The following is a 15,485-nucleotide window of genomic DNA, read 5'->3' as shown; positions in this document are numbered from 1 at the left end:
TCCTCGCACCGACCATCGGCGCCCAGCTGCTGCTGGTGGGCTCGTGGCGGCTGATCTTCGTGTTCCTCGCCAGCACCGGCGCGATCCTGCTGGTGGTCGCCGCCTTCACGCTGCGCGAGTCGCTGCCCGTGGAGCTCCGTCGGACCGGGGGCACCACCGCGGCGCTGCGCACCTACCGCGACCTGCTCACACCTCGTCCGGCGTCGCAGCCACCAGCACGAGCGCGGTGCCGCCGGTGACCGGGTCGCGGCGCTCGAGGGTCCTGTCCCCTGCCGCGGGGACGCTCCGACCTGCGACGTAGTGCTCTGCGAGCCGCTGTCGCGAAGGCCGGTCGCGCCGGACGGCGGCAGTGGATGACGCGGCGAGAGTCATGGCGACAGCTCCGTTCCTTCGGCGGAGAAGCGGTTCAACGTGCGGCTCTCGGAGAAGTGCTTCACAGTGGCGAGCAGAAGGCGCCGAGAACCGAGCACCACTCATCGTGTGCAGAACACGCACGACTCTGGACCACCGATGAGAGGCCCGCCACTCATGCGCGTCCTGGGCATCAACGCGATCTATCACGACCCTTCTGCCGCACTCGTCGTCGACGGCCACGTGGTCGCCGCCGCCGAGGAGGAGCGGTTCAGCCGCCGCAAGCACGGCAAACGACCCGTGCCGTTCTCGGCCTGGGAGCTGCCCGAGCTGTCGATGCGGTGGTGCCTGGCCGAGGCCGGTCTGCGGCCCGCGGACCTCGACGCCGTGGCGTACGGGTGGGACCCCGCCCTCGCCAAGAACGCCGAGGACCTGGGGCTCGACGACCCGTGGGACCACCTGCGCACCACCTACGCCGAGCGCGTGCCCGGGTTCCTGACGAGCGCCCTGCCGGGCATCGACCCGTCGATCGTGCGGTACGTCCCCCACCACGTGGCTCACGCCGCGTCGGCGGCCCTCGCGTCCCCGTTCGACGAGAGCAGCGTCCTGGTCCTCGACGGCCGGGGCGAGCGGGCCTCCCACCTGGCGGGCCGCTACACCGGTGGGCGCCTCGAGATCTTCACCACGCAGGAGCTCCCGAGCTCGCTCGGCCTCGTCTACGAGTCGCTCACCGAGCACCTCGGATTCCTGCGCTCCAGCGACGAGTACAAGGTCATGGCGCTCGCGTCCTACGGGAAGCCGGCGTTCCTCGACGACCTGCGGCCGCTGATCTACGCGACGGGCGACGGCGGCTTCGTGGCCGAGGCACCCGACTGGGAGCGGTGGGCGCCGCGCCGGGTCGACGACGGCACGTGGGGCGGCGAGCACGCGGACCTGGCGTGCTCCGTCCAGGCCCGCCTGGAGGAGGTCCTCGTCGACCTCGCGCGGTGGTTGCACGAGCGTACGGGCGACCGGGTCCTCACCATGGCGGGCGGCATCGCGCTCAACTGCGTGGCCAACTCGCGGATCTGGCGCGAGAGCGGGTTCGAGGAGGTCTGGGTGCAGCCCGCGTCGGGCGACGCCGGGACGGCGCTCGGGGCGGCCATGCAGCTCGCCGCCGAGCTCGGCGACACCCCGCAGCCCATGCCGGGCGCCGCGCTCGGCCGGTCCTGGAGCGACGACGCCCTCGCCGACTGGCTCCGCGCGGCGGCCGTGCCGTTCAGCACCCCCGCCGACCTGGCGGGCGAGGTGGCCGACGTGCTCGCCGACGACGGGGTCGTGGCCTGGTTCGACGGGCGCAGCGAGTTCGGGCCGCGCGCCCTCGGGCACCGCTCGCTGCTGGCCCACCCCGGCCACGCCGAGAACCTGGAGCGGCTCAACGACGTGAAGGGGCGCGAGCAGTTCCGCCCGGTGGCCCCGATGGTCCTGCTCGACCAGGCGCCCGAGCTCTTCTCCGGCGGTCCCGTGCCCAGCCCGTACATGCTGTTCGTGCACGACGTCGACCCGACGTGGCGAAGTCGCATCCCCGCAGCCGTGCACGTCGACGGGACCGCCCGCATCCAGACCGTGGACCCCGCGACGCAGCCGCGCCTCGGCGCGACGATCGAGGCGTTCCGGGAGCGCACCGGCCTGCCGGTGGTGATCAACACCAGTCTCAACACCGCGGKCCGGCCCATGGTCGACGACCCGCGGGACGCGCTCGAGCTCTTCGGCTCGGCGCCCGTCGACCTCCTGGTGCTCGGCCCGCACCTCGTGCGTCGCGCGGAGCTCTTCCGGACGACCCGATGACCGGGACCCCGTCGTGGTCGGTCGTCGTGCCCACCGTGGGCCGCCCGTCGCTCGACGTGCTCCTGACCAGCCTTGCCGGGCAGGACTGGGCCGCCGCCGGCACCCAGCCGTCGGTCGTCGTCGTCTGCGACGACCGACCCCTGGCGTCCACGCTCCCGCTGGTCCTGCCGGACCTGCCGTGGCCGAGCCGGGTAGTCAGGACGGGCGGCCGAGGGCCGGCGGCCGCACGGAACGCCGGCTGGCGCAGCACCGACACGGCGTGGGTGGCGTTCCTCGACGACGACGTGGTGCTGCCCCCCGGCTGGGCGTCCGCGCTCGCCGACGACCTGCGCGCGGTGGCTCCTGACGTCGCCGGCACCCAGGCCCGCCTGCGCGTGCCCCTGCCGCCCGACCGTCGACCCACCGACTGGGAGCGCAACACCGCCGGGCTCGAGCACGCCCGGTGGGCCACCGCCGACATGGCGTTCCGACGCTCGGCGCTGCAGGAGGTGGAGGGGTTCGACGAGCGGTTCCCGCGCGCCTACCGCGAGGACGCCGACCTCGCGCTGCGCCTGCGGCAGGCGGGCTGGCGGCTGGTCGTCGGGTCGCGGACCACGCACCACCCGGTCCGCCCAGCCGACGACCGGGTGAGCGTCCGCGTGCAGGCGGGGGCCCAGGACGACGCGCTCATGCGCGCCCTGCACGGCCGGGCCTGGCGCGAGCTCGCCGGTACCGGTCGGGGCCGCTTCCCCTGGCATGTCGCGACGGTCGTGGCCGCCGGGACCGGCCTCGTGGCGGCGGTTGGCGGGCGCCGTCGGACGGCCGCCGCCGGGCTCGGCGCGTGGGCGCTGCTCACCGCCGACTTCGCCCGTCGCCGCATCGCCCCCGGCCCCGGGCCTGGTGAGCCGGGCGCGCTCGCCGAGTGGCGGCGCATGGCGTGGACCAGCGCCGTCATCCCGTTCGTGGCGGTGCGCCACCGTGTGCGCGGGACCATCACGCACCGACGTGCGACCCCCTGGCGCCCCGCGACGCGGGCGGTCCTCTTCGACCGCGACGGGACGCTCGTCCACGACGTGCCGTACAACGGCGACCCCGACCGCGTCGATCCGGTTGCCAAGGCGGACGAGGCGCTGGCCGCCCTTCGCGCGGCGCACCTGGCCGTCGGCCTGGTCACCAACCAGTCCGGCGTCGCGCGTGGTCTGCTCAGCCGGGGCCAGGTCGACGCCGTGAACGATCGGGTGGCCGAGCTGGTCGGGGCGTTCGACACCGTCCAGGTGTGCCCGCACGGGCCAGAGGCTGGGTGCGCGTGCCGGAAGCCGGCCGGCGGGATGGTGCTCCGCGCCGCGGAGGAACTGGGGATCGCGCCGTGGGAGTGCGCCGTGGTCGGCGACATCGGCGCGGACGTGGACGCCGCCCGGGCGGCCGGCGCGCGGGCCGTGCTCGTGCCCACCGAGGCGACGCGTCCCGAGGAGATCCGGTCCGCCGAGCTGGTGGCCGCCAACCTGCGCGAGGCGGTCACCCTCCTCGTCCCGGGGCGTGCGCGATGAGCGGCGTGCTCGCGGTGCGGCTCGACTCGGACGGCGACGTGCTGATCACGGGTCCGGCGGTGCGCGCCCTCGGCGCGCTCGGCGACGTGGACCTGCTCGTGTCGCCGGCCGGGCGGCAGGCGGCGGCCCTGCTGCCGGCGGTGCGGGACGTCGCGGTGTTCGACGCGCCGTGGAGCGGCCTGTCCCCCGCGCCCGTGGACGCGGCCGAGATCTCGGAGCTGGTGGGACGGCTCAGCGCCGCGCAGTACGAGCGGGCCGTCGTGTTCACGTCGTTCCACCAGAGCCCGCTCCCCATGGCGCTGGTGCTGCGGCTCGCCGGCCTGCCCTTCATCGCCGCCACCAGCGAGGACTACCCCGGCACCCTGCTCGACGTCCGGCACCGCCGACCCGACGGCCTGCACGAGGTCGAGGCCGCGCTCTCGCTCGCGCGCGCCGCGGGCGGCTCGCTGCCGCCGGGAGACGACGGCCGACCGGCCGTCCGGGYGCCGCTGCCGGACGTCAGCAGGCTGGTCCCCMGCGCGCGGTACGTCGTCGTGCACCCGGGCGCGTCCGTGCCGTCGCKCGCGCCGACGCAGGACCAGGCGCGCGAGATCGTCACGGGCCTGGCCGACGCCGGGTGGGCCGTCCTCGTCACCGGCGGACCCACCGAGACCGGCCTCACCGCCGACGTCGCCGGGGCCTCGCCCGCCGCCGTCGACCTCGGTGGCCGCACGAGCCTGGCCGAGCTGGCCGGCGTGCTGGCCGGCGCGGACGCCGTCGTCGTCGGCAACACCGGACCCGCCCACCTGGCATCGGCGGTCGGCACGCCCGTCGTCTCCCTGTTCTCCCCGGTGGTGCCCGCCGACCGCTGGGCGCCGTTCGGCGTGCCGCACGTGCTGCTCGGCGACCAGGCCGCCGCGTGCGCCGGGACCCGGGCACGCGTCTGCCCGGTCCCCGGCCACCCGTGCCTGACGTCGGTGACCACGGCGCAGGTCGTCGCCGCCGTCGACGCGCTGGCCCGGGCCTCCCGCGAGGAGGTCGTCGCATGAGGGTGCTCGTCTGGCACGTGCACGGCTCGTGGATGACCTCCTTCGTCCAGGGTCCCGACGACTACGTGGTGCCCGTGGACGCCGCCCGGTCGCCGGACGGCCTCGGGCGGGCGAGAACGTGGGACTGGCCGGCGTCCGCGCGCGAGGTGCCGCTGGAGCGCCTGCGCGACGAACCGGTCGACGTCGTCGTGCTGCAGCGGCCGCGTGACCTCGAGCTGGTCGAACGCTGGACCGGCCGGCGCCCCGGTGTCGACCTTCCGGCCGTGTACCTGGAGCACAACACCCCGGCGGGTCCGGCTGCGGCGACGCCGCACCTTCTGGCCGACCGGTCCGACATCGTGGTGGCCCACGTCTCCGACTTCAACGCCCTGATGTGGGACAGCGGGCGGGCCCCGACGGCCGTCATCGACCACGGCATCCCCGACCCCGGCTACCGGTACACCGGTGAGCGCGCGCGGGTCGCGGCGGTGGTGAACGAGCCGGTGCGGCGCTGGCGCGTGGCGGGGACGGACCTGCTGCTCGACGTCGCCTCGCGGGTGCCCGTGGAGGTCTACGGGATGGGCGTCGCGGGGCTGGCGGAGCACGCGGCCGACCTGGCGCCGTTCCTCCACGACGACGTCCCGCAGCACCGGCTGCACGACGACCTCGCCGGCGCGCGCGCCTACCTGCACCCGTTCCGCTGGACCAGCCTGGGCCTCTCGCTCATCGAGGCGATGACCCTCGGCATGCCGGTGCTCGCCGTCGCGTCCACGGCCGCCCCCGAGGCGGTGCCGCCCGAGGCCGGCGTGGTGAGCGCGCGGCCMGACCGGTTGGTGGACGCGGCGCGCCGCTGGCTGCACGAGCCCGAGGACGCGCGGGCGCACGGCCTCGCGGCGCGGGAGCACGCGCTGCGGGTGTTCGGCCTCGACCGGTTCCTGTCCGACTGGCAATCCCTGCTCAAGGAGGTGACGCGATGAGGATCGCGATGGTGTCCGAGCACGCAAGCCCTCTCGCCACGCTCGGTGGCGTGGACGCGGGTGGACAGAACGTCCACGTCGCCGCGCTCGCCGCAGCCCTGGCTCGCGGCGGCCACCAGGTCGACGTCTACACCCGGCGCGACGACCGCCACCAGCCGGAGTGCGTCGAGCTCGTGCCCGGCGTCACGGTCGTGCACGTCCCGGCCGGTCCGGCCCGACCCGTCCCCAAGGACGAGCTCGTGCCGTACATGCCGGCGTTCGGCGACCTGCTCGCGGAGCACTGGAGCGGACAGCGGGCGCCGGACGTGGCGCACGCGCACTTCTGGATGTCGGGGATGGCGGCCCTCCAGGCCGCCGCCGTGACAGGCACACCGGTCGCGCAGACGTTCCACGCGCTGGGATCGGTGAAGCGCCGGTACCAGGGCGACAAGGACACGAGCCCGGCTGGGCGCATCGCGACCGAGTCCTCGATCGGGCGGCGCGTCGACGTCGTCGTCGCCACCTGCTCGGACGAGGTGGCCGAGCTCGTCAGGCTCGGTGTGCCGACCGGCAAGGTCCGGGTGGTGCCCTGCGGCGTCGACGTCGAGCACTTCCGTCCGAGTGGCCAGGTCGCCGACCTTCCCCGGCGTGCCCGCTACCGCCTGCTCGGCATCGGGCGGCTGGTGGAGCGCAAGGGGCTCGAGACCGTGGTCGACGCGCTCACCGAGCTGCCCGACGCGGAGCTCGTCGTCGCGGGCGGCCCGGCGGCCGACGGGCTCGGCGCGGATGCCGAGGCCCGACGGCTGCTCGCCCTGGCGTCGTCGCGCGGTGTGCGCGACCGGCTCCGGCTGGTCGGACGCGTCGACCACGACGACCTGCCGGCGCTGGTGCGCTCGGCCGACGTCGTCGTCGCGACGCCCTGGTACGAGCCCTTCGGGATCGTGCCCATCGAGGCCGCCGCCTGCGGGGTTCCCGTCGTCGGCTCGGCGGTCGGGGGCCTGCTCGACACCGTGCAGGACGGTCGGACCGGGCTGCTCGTCCCGCCGCGCGACCCTGGTGCCCTGGCCGCCGCCCTGCGGTCCCTGCTCGACGACGCCGAGCGCCGCGCCGAGTTCGGCGCCGCCGCTCGGAGGCGCGCCGTCTCCCGGTACGGCTGGGATCGGGTCGCCGCGCAGACCGAGCTCGTCTACCGCACCATGACGCACCGCAGGGTGCTCTCGGAGGTGGCGGTCGGATGAGCGGCACCGGATGGCTCGAGGAGCACCTGGCCGAGCTGGCGGACTCGCTCGGGGCGGTCGAGGACCAGGCCGCCCTGGTCGACCGGTGGGGTCAGCAGCTGGCCGAGCGGTTGGTGGCCGGCGGTCGGCTGCTCGCGGCCGGGAACGGCGGCAGCGCGGCCGAGGCGCAGCACCTCACCGCCGAGCTGGTGGGGCGGTTCGTGGCCGAGCGGCGGCCCTACTCGGCGATCGCGCTGTGCGCGGAGACCTCGAGCCTCACCGCGATCGTCAACGACTACGGCGCCGACGAGATGTTCGCGCGGCAGGTCGAGGCGCACGGCCGCGCCGAGGACGTGCTGGTGCTCCTGTCGACCTCGGGACGCAGCCCGAACGTCCTGGCGGCTGCCGAGCGCGGCCGGAGCCTGGGCATGCGCGTGTGGGGGCTCACCGGTCCCGGTCCCAACCCGCTGGCGGAGGCGTGCGACGAGGCCGTCTGTGTCCCGGCCGCGTCGACGGCCGGCGTCCAGGCCGTGCACCTGGTCCTCGTCCATGCGCTGTGCGCGGCGGTCGACGCGCACCTCGACCGCCTGGAGCACGGCGAGCCCGCGGTGGACGGCACGCCCGACGACCGCCCGCACGTCGTGGTGGTCGGGGACACCGTGCTGGACCGCGACGTGGACGGCAGGACCGAGCGGCTCTGCCCGGACGCGCCGGCGCCCGTCCTCGACGTGACAGCCACGCACGACTCCCCGGGCGGGGCCGGCCTCGCCGCGCTGCTCTGCGCGGCGAGTGGCGCGCGGGTCACGCTGATCACGCCGCTGGCGTCCGACGCCGACGGCAGGTCCCTGCTGCGCGACCTGCGGCAGGACGTCGACGTCCTCGCGCTCGGTCACGACGGCCCGACGCGTCGGAAGGTGCGGGTGCGCAGCGACGGCCACTCGCTCGTGCGCGTCGACGACGGCGGACCGGGCAGTCCGACGGCACTGGCCGAGGACCGGGTCCGCGCAGTCCTGGCGTCGGCCGACGCCGTCCTCGTCGCGGACTACGGCGCGGGCGTCACCCGAGACCCCCGCCTCCGGGAGCTGCTCGCGGACGCCGCCGGGCGCCGCCCCGTGGTGTGGGACCCGCACCCGCGCGGCGGGCCGCCGGTCCCCGGAGCCACGCTGGTCACCCCCAACCTCGCCGAGGCCCGGCTCGCCGCGCCGGTGGACGCGTCGCCCGACGCCCTCGCCCAGGCCCTGCGGTCCGCCTGGGACGCGCGGGCCGTGGCGGTGACCGCCGGGGCGCAGGGCGCGTTCCTCGCCACGTCCGGCGACGAGCCGTCGTTCGTGCCGGCGAGCCCGGCCCGGGGCGGCGACACGTGCGGCGCCGGCGACCGGTTCGCCGCCACGGCGGCCGTGTCCCTGGCCCGCGGTGGGCTCGTCTCGGCGGCGGTGGGCGCGGCGGTCGCCGAGGCGTCGGCGTGGGTGGCCGCCGGTGGCGCCGAGGCGTTCCGGACGCGGCGTCGAAGCGCACCGCCCGAGCAGCCCTCCGCGCCGCCCGAGGAGGACGTCGCCACCCTGGCCGCACGGCTGCGGATGGGCGGCCGGACGCTCGTCGCCACCGGCGGGTGCTTCGACATCGTGCACGCGGGTCACGTCGCGACGCTCCAGGCGGCCCGCCGGCTCGGCGACGCGCTMGTCGTGGTGATGAACTCCGACGACTCCGTCCGTCGCCTCAAGGGCGCCGGTCGACCCGTGGTCGGCGCCGCGGACCGTGCGCGCGTGCTCGAGGCCCTGGACTGCGTCGACGCCGTCGTCGTCTTCGACGAGGACGACCCGCGCGCGGTGCTGGCGGCCCTGCGGCCCGACGTCTGGGCGAAGGGCGGCGACTACGGCGGCCGACCCCTGCCCGAGAGCGAGGTCGTGCGGTCCGCAGGGGGCCGCGTGGTCCTGCTGCCCTACCTGGACGGGCGGTCCACGTCGTCCATCATCGAGCGGACGGGCCGCGCCCGGACGCCTGTGCCCGAGGAGGTCGCATGACCGACACGTCGACAAGACCGTTCACCATCGAGACCCGGCGGCTCGGCACCGTCGTCGTCACCGGCGGCGCGAGCGGCCTCGGGGCCGCGGTCGTCGATGCCGTGGCCGCGGCCGGCGGGACGCCCGCCGTCCTCGACCGGGTGCCGCCGCGCGACGGGGTCGCCTACGTCCTGGTGGACCTGTCGGACTCGACCGCGGCCGCCCGCGCGGTCGAGGAGCTGGTCGACCAGGTGGGCGCGCCGAGCGGTCTGGTGACCRCGGCCGGTACCGACGCGTGCGGGCCGCTCGACCAGATCGACACCGAGACGTGGGAGCGCGTCGTGCGCGTCAACCTCTTCGGCACGGTCGCCGTCGTGCGCGCCTGCCTGCCCCACCTGGAGCAGACGCGGGGCACGGTCGTGACGGTGGCGTCGACGCTGGCGCTGCGCGGGATGAGCGACGCCACCGCCTACTGCGCGTCCAAGTTCGCCGTCCGCGGCTTCACGCACGCCCTCGCGGCCGAGCTCGCCGGCCGCGTCGGCGTCACGCTGCTCATCCCGGGCGGCATGCGCACACCGTTCTTCGACGGCCGCAGCGAGCAGTACCGGCCCGGACCGGACGCACAGCTCAACGACCCGGCCGCCACCGCGGGGGCCGTGCTCACCGCCCTCACCCAGCCGGTGGGCAGCGAGATCCGGGAGATGCTCGTGATGTCGTCCGGGGAGAGCTCCTGGCCGTGACCGGCGACGTGCTGGTGCTGCGMGCGCTCGGGCTGGGCGACGCGGTGACCGGCATCGCGCCCCTGCGCGGCGTGCGGCGGGCGTGGCCGGACCGGCGCCTGTGGCTGGCCGCGCCCGAGGCGGTCGGGCGCTGGCTGCAGGGCCTCGGGCTCGTCGACGAGGTCGTCGTGACCGCCGGTCTCGACGAGCCGCTGGCGTGGGGCCGCCGCGGGCACGTCGCCGTCAACCTGCACGGGCGCGGGCCGCAGAGCCACGCCCTGCTGCGTGCCACCCGTCMCGACCGTCTGGTGGCGTTCGCCGCGGTGGACCACCCCGACGGCCCGGCGTGGCGAGCCGACGAGCACGAGGTCGACCGGTGGTGCCGCCTGGTCCGCTCCGCGGGAGGCCGGTGCGAGCGCGCGGACCTGCGCGTGGACGTCGGCGTCGATGACCGGTCCGACGAGGTGCTGCTGCACCCGGGCGCCGCCTCCGCGGCACGTCGCTGGCCGCCCGGCCGGTGGGCCGCCCTGGCCCGGACCCTCGCGTCCGACGGAGCGCGCGTGACCCTGACGGCAGGACCGGACGAGCAGCACCTGTGCGCACGGATCCGCGCCCTCGCAGGCCCGGGCGTCGAGGTCGCGGGAGTGCTGCCGCTCGCCGACCTGGTCCGCCGGGTCGCGGCGGCGCGGTTGCTCGTCTGCGGCGACACCGGCGTCGCCCACCTGGCCACGGCGACCGCCACACCGTCCGTGCTGCTGTTCGGGCCGGTGCCGCCGAGCCGGTGGGGACCCGCGATCGACCTCGACGTGCACGCCGTCCTGTGGCACGGCGACGGGCTCCCGGCCGGCGACCCCCACGGCACCAGCATCGATCTCGCCCTGGACGCGATCGGTACGGACGAGGTGGTCGCCGCCGTCGACCGCCTGCTGAGCGTGCGGTCAGGCTGAGATGCTCTCGGCCTGACGGAACCACCGGACGGTCCGATCGAGCCCCTCGGCCCACGGGACCTCGGGCGCCCAGCCCAGCTCCCGGGACGCCAGCGACGTGTCCGGACGCCGCACCTCGGGGTCGTCCACCGGGCGGCCCACGAAGGTGATCCCCGACCGGGAACCCGTCGCGGCCAGCACGTCCTGCGCGATCTGGAGGACGGTGAGCTCGGTCGGGTTGCCGATGTTCATCGGCCCGGTGTGGCCGTGCGCCGCGAGCGCGAGGATCCCGCGCACGAGGTCGTCCACGTAGCAGACCGACCGCGTCTGGCTCCCGTCACCCGCCACGGTGACCGGCTCCCCGGCCAGCGCCTGCCGGATGAACGTGGGGATCGCGCGCCCGTCGTGCGGGCGCATCCGGGGACCGTAGGTGTTGAAGATCCGCACGATCGCCGTGTCGACGCCGTGGGTCGTGCGGTAGGCGGTGGTGAGCGCCTCCCCGTACCGCTTCGCCTCGTCGTAGACCCCGCGCGGACCCACGGGGTTCACGTGACCCCAGTAGTCCTCGGGCTGGGGGTGCACCTGCGGGTCGCCGTACACCTCAGACGTGGAGGCGAGCACGAACCGCGCGCCCTTCTCCTTGGCCAGGCCGAGCGCGTGACCGGTACCGATCGAGCCCACCTTCAGCGTCTCGATGGGCAGCTGCAGGTAGTCGACCGGAGACGCCGGCGACGCGAAGTGCAGCACCAGGTCCACCGGGCCCGGCACGTGCACGAAGTCGGTGACGTCGCAGCGGACCAGCCGGAACCCGCGCCGGTCCATCAGGTGCGCGACGTTCGAGGGCGCGCCCGTGAGAAAGCTGTCCAGGCAGACCACCTCGGCCCCACGGTCCAGGAGCTCGGTGCACAGGTGGCTCCCGAGGAAGCCTGCCCCGCCGGTGACGACGACGCGTCCCCGGGTCGGGTCGGACGAGGTGGGTCGGTTCACGGCGGTCGGCATGGGCACGCGTCCCCTCGTCGGGATCGTCCGCGTCGTCGGCCCCGTCTTCGCCGGCTGGTGGTTCCTGGGACAGTCCTACCGCCCTTTGCGGCAGCCCGCGCGCCGAGCCGGCTCCTCCGGGTTGCGACCGCCAGGACACGAATCAGCGTGGATATCGGTCAAGCAAGGGGTGGCGCCAGGCGCCCGATGGGTGAGCGCCGGCTCACCGCCCAGCCGGCCCGGCTCGTGTGGCACGTCCGACGCCACGTCCCTACGCTGACCTCCGGTCGAGCCGTGGCCGCTGACGACTCACGAAGGCGCGCGGCGATGACAGACTCGATCACGAAGCCCTCTGTGGACGACCCGACCGAAGGCCCCGGGCCCCGACGGGTCCTGGTGACCGGTGCCGACTCGGGCATCGGCAAGGCGTGCGCGGTCGCCCTCGCCGACGAGGCCGAGCACGTAGCGGTGACGTGGCACGCCGACGAGGACGGCGCGCGGCGCACCGCCGAGGAGATCGCCGCGCACGGTGCCACGGCGCACGTCCTGCACCTCGACCTGACGGACCCGACCACGGCGCCCGGCGTCGTCGACGACGCGGTGCGCGCGATGGGCGGGCTGGACGCGGTCGTGATCAACGCGGGGACCGGCACGGCCACTCCCCTGCTCGACGTCACGTGGGAGCAGTGGCGCGACGTCCTCGCCGTCGACCTGGACGGCGCGTTCCTGTGCCTGCAGCGCGGCGCGCGGCACCTCGTCGACCAGGGCACGGGTGGCCGCATCGTCGCGATCACCAGCGTGCACGAACACGCGCCGCGGGTGGGATCCGCACCGTACTGCGCGGCCAAGGGCGGCCTCGGCCTGCTGGTCAAGGTCGCCGCGCTCGAGCTCGCCGAGCACGGGATCACCGTGAACGCGGTGGCTCCCGGCGAGATCGCCACCCCGATGACCGGTCAGGAGGACGAGTCGGTCCTCGAGGGCAAGGAGCGGCCCGGAATCCCGCTCGGCCGTCCGGGCGACGCGCGCGAGATCGCCGCCGTCGTGCGCCTGCTGTGCCGCCCCGACGGCGGCTACGTCACGGGCGCGTCGTGGGCGGTCGACGGCGGCATGCTCACCATGGGCCCGATGGCGGGGTCGCACCTGCGGTCCGACGACTGGCGCCGACCGTGAGCGCCGCGTGAGCGCGACCCTCGAGGACGCCGCCCGGCGGGTGCTGGGGCCCGGTGCGCAGCTGCGGGACGTCCAGTCGGACGCCCTGCGCGGGCTGGCGGGCCACGACACGATGCTGGTGGCGCGCAGCGGCGCCGGCAAGACCGCGGTGTACGCCATCGCGACGCTCATGACGGGCCGGCTGACCGTCGTCGTCTCGCCGCTGCTCGCCCTGCAGCGCGATCAGGTCGACGCCCTGGCCGCGGCGGGCCTGCGCGCGGACGCCGTCAGCTCCGCCGTGTCGCCGGCACGGCGCCGAGCGGCGCTGGAGGACGCCGCGGAGGGCAGGCTCGACGTGCTCCTCCTGGCCCCCGAGCAGCTGGTCCGGGCCCAGGTTGCCGAGGCCCTGGCCCGAGGCGACGTGGGCCTCGTCGTGGTCGACGAGGCGCACTGCGTGAGCGAGTGGGGCCACGACTTCCGACCCGACTACATGGCCGTCGCCGAGACCGTCCGCCGGCTCGGGTCTCCCCGGCTCTTGGCCCTGACCGCGACCGCGTCCCCGCGCGTCCGCGCCGAGATCGTCGAGCGGCTGGGCATGCGCGACGCCCGCGTCCTCGTCCGCGACGCCGACCGCCCCAACATCTGGCTCGGCGTGCACCACGCACCGACTACCCGCGACCGGGACGACCTCGTCGTCCGCGCCGCCCTCGCCGAGGACGGAGCCGCGCTCGTCTACGCGCGCACCCACGGCCACGCCGACGCCTTGGCCAGAGCGCTTACCGAGGCGGGACGGCCGTGCGACGCGTACCACGCGGGCCGCGCCGCCAAGGTGCGGGAGAAGCTCCAGGACGCCTTCCTGGGCGGCCGCGCGGACACCCTCGTCGCGACGAGTGCGTTCGGCATGGGCGTCGACCGTGCCGACGTCCGCCTCGTCCTGCACGCCGGCCTGCCGCCGTCGCTCGACTCCTACTACCAGGAGGTCGGCCGAGCCGGTCGCGACGGCATGCCCGCGCGTGCCGTCGGTGCCGTGCTCCCGGGCGAGGTGGGCCTGAACCGCTTCCTCAGCTCCGCCGCCGGCCCGCGACCGGCGTCCGCCCGCGCGGTGCTGCGAGCCGTCGCCCGGGGCGCGACGACGCGGGCGGACGTGATGGCCGCGACCGGCCTGGCGCCGCGCACCGTCTCCCGGACGCTCGCCGCGCTGGTGGACGTCACGGCGCTGGACGCCGACGAGGGCGGGTACCGCCCCGGAGCGGTCGAGGAGGGCGCCGTGCTGCGCGCGCTGCGCGACCGGCGCGTCCGGCGGCAGGCGCTCGACCGGTCGCGCGTGGAGATGGTGCAGACGTACGCCGACTCGTCCGACTGCCGGCGACGCCTGCTCCTGGAGCTGCTGGGCGAGTCGCACCCGGACCGGTGCGGCGCGTGCGACAGCTGCGATGCCGGGACGAGCATCGACGTGCTCGACGCCCGGCTGCGGGGCGGCCAGCCGGTGGTCCATGCCGAGTGGGGGCCGGGCACGGTGAGCGCCGTCGAGGCCGACCGGGTCACCGTGCTCTTCGACGACCGCGGCTACGTCACGCTCGACACCGCCATCTCGCTCGACTCCGGGCTCCTCGTGCCGGGCTGACACCCGCCGAGCGGCTCGTCGTCGCGCGGTCCGACGTCGAGGTTGCGCAGGGCCGGCCGTCAGGTGGCGCCCGCACTCAGGCCTGGATGAGCGGGCCGTGCGCGTCGGGGTTGTCGGGGTCCTGGATCGCCGGCGGCGCGTTCGGCGGCTCCTTGTCGGGGATCCCGTCGAGCTCGTCCGGCAGGTCCGGGACGTCGTCCCGGGCCGGTGACTTGTCGTCCATGGCTGTCCCTTCGCGTGCTGTCGTGATCGTCGTGGTCGGGGATCTGTTCTCGATCGTGATCGTTGCTGCTCTGCTCGCTCAGAGCTGGAGCCGCACCCCTGCCTCGTGGGGCACGGCGACGAGCTGGCGCTCGGCGTCGCCCTCGAGAGCGGCCGCGCCCGGGCCGCGTCGGAGCAGCGGGAGCACGGTGCGGTGCTGCACGTCCTCGAGCTCGAAGGCCAGCGCGGCGTACAGCGCGAGCACGGCCAGTGCGATGCCCGTCCAGCCGGCGAGCTGCGTCCACGCGGCAGACCCGGTCAGCTGCACGACGCCGGTGAAGGCGAAGCGCACGGCGCTGAGGCCCATGACGGCGGCGGCGACGAGCTTGCCGGACGCGGACACCGCGGGCACGAGCATCGCCGCGGCCGCTGCCAGCAGGAGGACGCCGAGACCCGGCGAGTGCGCACCAGGAGCGGCCTGGACGGTCGTGACGCAGACCGCCGCCCACGTGCCGGCCAGCACGCCCATCCCAGTGCCGGCGACCGGATCCCGAGCAAGGAACCCGAGGACGCTGGCGAGCAGCTGGACCGGCACCGTGAACACCAGGACGCCGAGCGCGACGACCGCCCCCTGGTCCGCGGGGACCCAGCCGAGCTGCACGGCGGCGAACCCGGTGGTGGCCACAACCAGCCCGAGGAACCCCAGAGGCAGCGGCGTGCCCACGGGCCGCAGCACGACCCGGACACGGCTGCTGTCGACCGCGCTCATCGCAGGGTGGACCTGGCCTTCGTCGCCGTGGTCTGCACCGCGCGCAGGCCGCGCGAGCCGAGCGTCGGTCCGTCCTGCTGGCCCTCGACGCGCTCTGCGAGCCGGCGGGCGATCGACGCGACGACGGGGAGCAGGACGACGACCAGGACGAGGACCCGCAGTCGGCGGAAGAGCAGGAACCACATCGGTGCCTCCGAGGATCGGTCAGCCACCGACGCGCCTTCCCGACGTCGAC

At 75.7% G+C, this 15,485-nt stretch carries 14 protein-coding genes and 1 pseudogene; 11 read left to right on the top strand and 4 right to left on the bottom strand.

The window, feature by feature from the left end; translation table 11 throughout:
- The 9 genes and pseudogenes from AC1DYZ_RS04720 to AC1DYZ_RS04680 form a co-directional block, all read left to right on the top strand.
- Positions 1 to 239: pseudogene (locus AC1DYZ_RS04720) on the top strand (hypothetical protein); the annotation flags it as partial.
- Between the two features lie 271 nt (positions 240 to 510).
- Positions 511 to 2,178, top strand: a complete 1,668-nt coding sequence (locus AC1DYZ_RS04715; protein ID WP_477064045.1) for a carbamoyltransferase family protein — start codon at positions 511 to 513, stop codon at positions 2,176 to 2,178.
- Entirely contained in the window at positions 2,175 to 3,704 is a 1,530-nt protein-coding gene (locus tag AC1DYZ_RS04710; RefSeq protein WP_477064044.1) for an HAD-IIIA family hydrolase, read from the top strand. The genes AC1DYZ_RS04715 and AC1DYZ_RS04710 overlap by 4 nt, the downstream gene beginning before the upstream one ends.
- Complete coding sequence (locus tag AC1DYZ_RS04705; RefSeq protein WP_477064043.1) at positions 3,701 to 4,732, top strand: glycosyltransferase family 9 protein; 1,032 nt, start codon at positions 3,701 to 3,703, stop codon at positions 4,730 to 4,732. Before AC1DYZ_RS04710 ends, AC1DYZ_RS04705 begins: the two co-directional genes overlap by 4 nt.
- A complete protein-coding gene (locus tag AC1DYZ_RS04700; protein WP_477064042.1) occupies positions 4,729 to 5,688 on the top strand; it encodes a glycosyltransferase in 960 nt (319 codons plus the stop codon). Before AC1DYZ_RS04705 ends, AC1DYZ_RS04700 begins: the two co-directional genes overlap by 4 nt.
- The gene (locus AC1DYZ_RS04695) at positions 5,685 to 6,905 is read left to right on the top strand and encodes a glycosyltransferase (protein WP_477064041.1); all 1,221 of its coding nucleotides are present in this window, start codon (positions 5,685 to 5,687) and stop codon (positions 6,903 to 6,905) included. The genes AC1DYZ_RS04700 and AC1DYZ_RS04695 overlap by 4 nt, the downstream gene beginning before the upstream one ends.
- Positions 6,902 to 8,905 (top strand): PfkB family carbohydrate kinase, encoded by a 2,004-nt coding sequence (locus AC1DYZ_RS04690; RefSeq protein WP_477064040.1) that lies wholly within the window; start codon positions 6,902 to 6,904, stop codon positions 8,903 to 8,905. The genes AC1DYZ_RS04695 and AC1DYZ_RS04690 overlap by 4 nt, the downstream gene beginning before the upstream one ends.
- Positions 8,902 to 9,624: an SDR family oxidoreductase gene (locus AC1DYZ_RS04685; protein WP_477064039.1), complete on the top strand. Its 723-nt coding sequence runs from the start codon at positions 8,902 to 8,904 to the stop codon at positions 9,622 to 9,624. Before AC1DYZ_RS04690 ends, AC1DYZ_RS04685 begins: the two co-directional genes overlap by 4 nt.
- Positions 9,621 to 10,550, top strand: coding sequence for a glycosyltransferase family 9 protein (locus AC1DYZ_RS04680; RefSeq protein ID WP_477064038.1), 930 nt, complete (start codon positions 9,621 to 9,623; stop codon positions 10,548 to 10,550). The genes AC1DYZ_RS04685 and AC1DYZ_RS04680 overlap by 4 nt, the downstream gene beginning before the upstream one ends.
- On the opposite strand, the gene AC1DYZ_RS04675 is transcribed toward AC1DYZ_RS04680, so the two are convergent.
- Positions 10,542 to 11,528: a UDP-glucuronic acid decarboxylase family protein gene (locus AC1DYZ_RS04675; protein WP_477064052.1), complete on the bottom strand. Its 987-nt coding sequence runs from the start codon at positions 11,526 to 11,528 to the stop codon at positions 10,542 to 10,544. The two genes, AC1DYZ_RS04680 and AC1DYZ_RS04675, sit on opposite strands and share 9 nt — an antisense overlap.
- A gap of 333 nt (positions 11,529 to 11,861) precedes the next feature.
- On the opposite strand from AC1DYZ_RS04675, the gene AC1DYZ_RS04670 reads away from it, so the two are divergent.
- Together AC1DYZ_RS04670 and AC1DYZ_RS04665 are read left to right on the top strand one after the other, a co-directional pair.
- Positions 11,862 to 12,677: an SDR family oxidoreductase gene (locus AC1DYZ_RS04670; protein ID WP_477064037.1), complete on the top strand. Its 816-nt coding sequence runs from the start codon at positions 11,862 to 11,864 to the stop codon at positions 12,675 to 12,677.
- A 7-nt stretch (positions 12,678 to 12,684) separates the two neighbouring features.
- Positions 12,685 to 14,280, top strand: coding sequence for a RecQ family ATP-dependent DNA helicase (locus tag AC1DYZ_RS04665; protein ID WP_477064036.1), 1,596 nt, complete (start codon positions 12,685 to 12,687; stop codon positions 14,278 to 14,280).
- A gap of 76 nt (positions 14,281 to 14,356) precedes the next feature.
- On the opposite strand, the gene AC1DYZ_RS04660 is transcribed toward AC1DYZ_RS04665, so the two are convergent.
- The 3 genes from AC1DYZ_RS04660 to AC1DYZ_RS04650 all read right to left on the bottom strand — a co-directional run bounded on the left by AC1DYZ_RS04660 (position 14,357) and on the right by AC1DYZ_RS04650 (position 15,462).
- Entirely contained in the window at positions 14,357 to 14,503 is a 147-nt protein-coding gene (locus tag AC1DYZ_RS04660; RefSeq protein ID WP_477050277.1) for a hypothetical protein, read from the bottom strand.
- 78 nt (positions 14,504 to 14,581) lie between these two features.
- Entirely contained in the window at positions 14,582 to 15,250 is a 669-nt protein-coding gene (locus AC1DYZ_RS04655; protein WP_477064035.1) for an acetate uptake transporter family protein, read from the bottom strand.
- The gene (locus AC1DYZ_RS04650) at positions 15,247 to 15,462 is read right to left on the bottom strand and encodes a hypothetical protein (protein WP_477064034.1); all 216 of its coding nucleotides are present in this window, start codon (positions 15,460 to 15,462) and stop codon (positions 15,247 to 15,249) included. Before AC1DYZ_RS04650 ends, AC1DYZ_RS04655 begins: the two co-directional genes overlap by 4 nt.
- Between the last annotated feature and the right edge of the window lie 23 nt (positions 15,463 to 15,485).

The sequence above is a fragment of the Cellulomonas sp. P1_C4 genome (assembly GCF_056406355.1).
Note: the sequence above shows the minus strand (reverse complement) of the source record. Positions and strands in the feature narration are given on the sequence as shown.

What these genes read in the sequence shown, in the direction of transcription:
- AC1DYZ_RS04655 (WP_477064035.1), bottom strand. Translation starts at nt 15,250, where the DNA reads ATGAGCGCGGTCGACAGCAGCCGTGTCCGGGTCGTGCTGCGGCCCGTG.
- AC1DYZ_RS04695 (WP_477064041.1), top strand. Translation starts at nt 5,685, where the DNA reads ATGAGGATCGCGATGGTGTCCGAGCACGCAAGCCCTCTCGCCACGCTC.
- AC1DYZ_RS04710 (WP_477064044.1), top strand. Translation starts at nt 2,175, where the DNA reads ATGACCGGGACCCCGTCGTGGTCGGTCGTCGTGCCCACCGTGGGCCGC.
- AC1DYZ_RS04660 (WP_477050277.1), bottom strand. Translation starts at nt 14,503, where the DNA reads ATGGACGACAAGTCACCGGCCCGGGACGACGTCCCGGACCTGCCGGAC.
- AC1DYZ_RS04675 (WP_477064052.1), bottom strand. Translation starts at nt 11,528, where the DNA reads ATGCCGACCGCCGTGAACCGACCCACCTCGTCCGACCCGACCCGGGGA.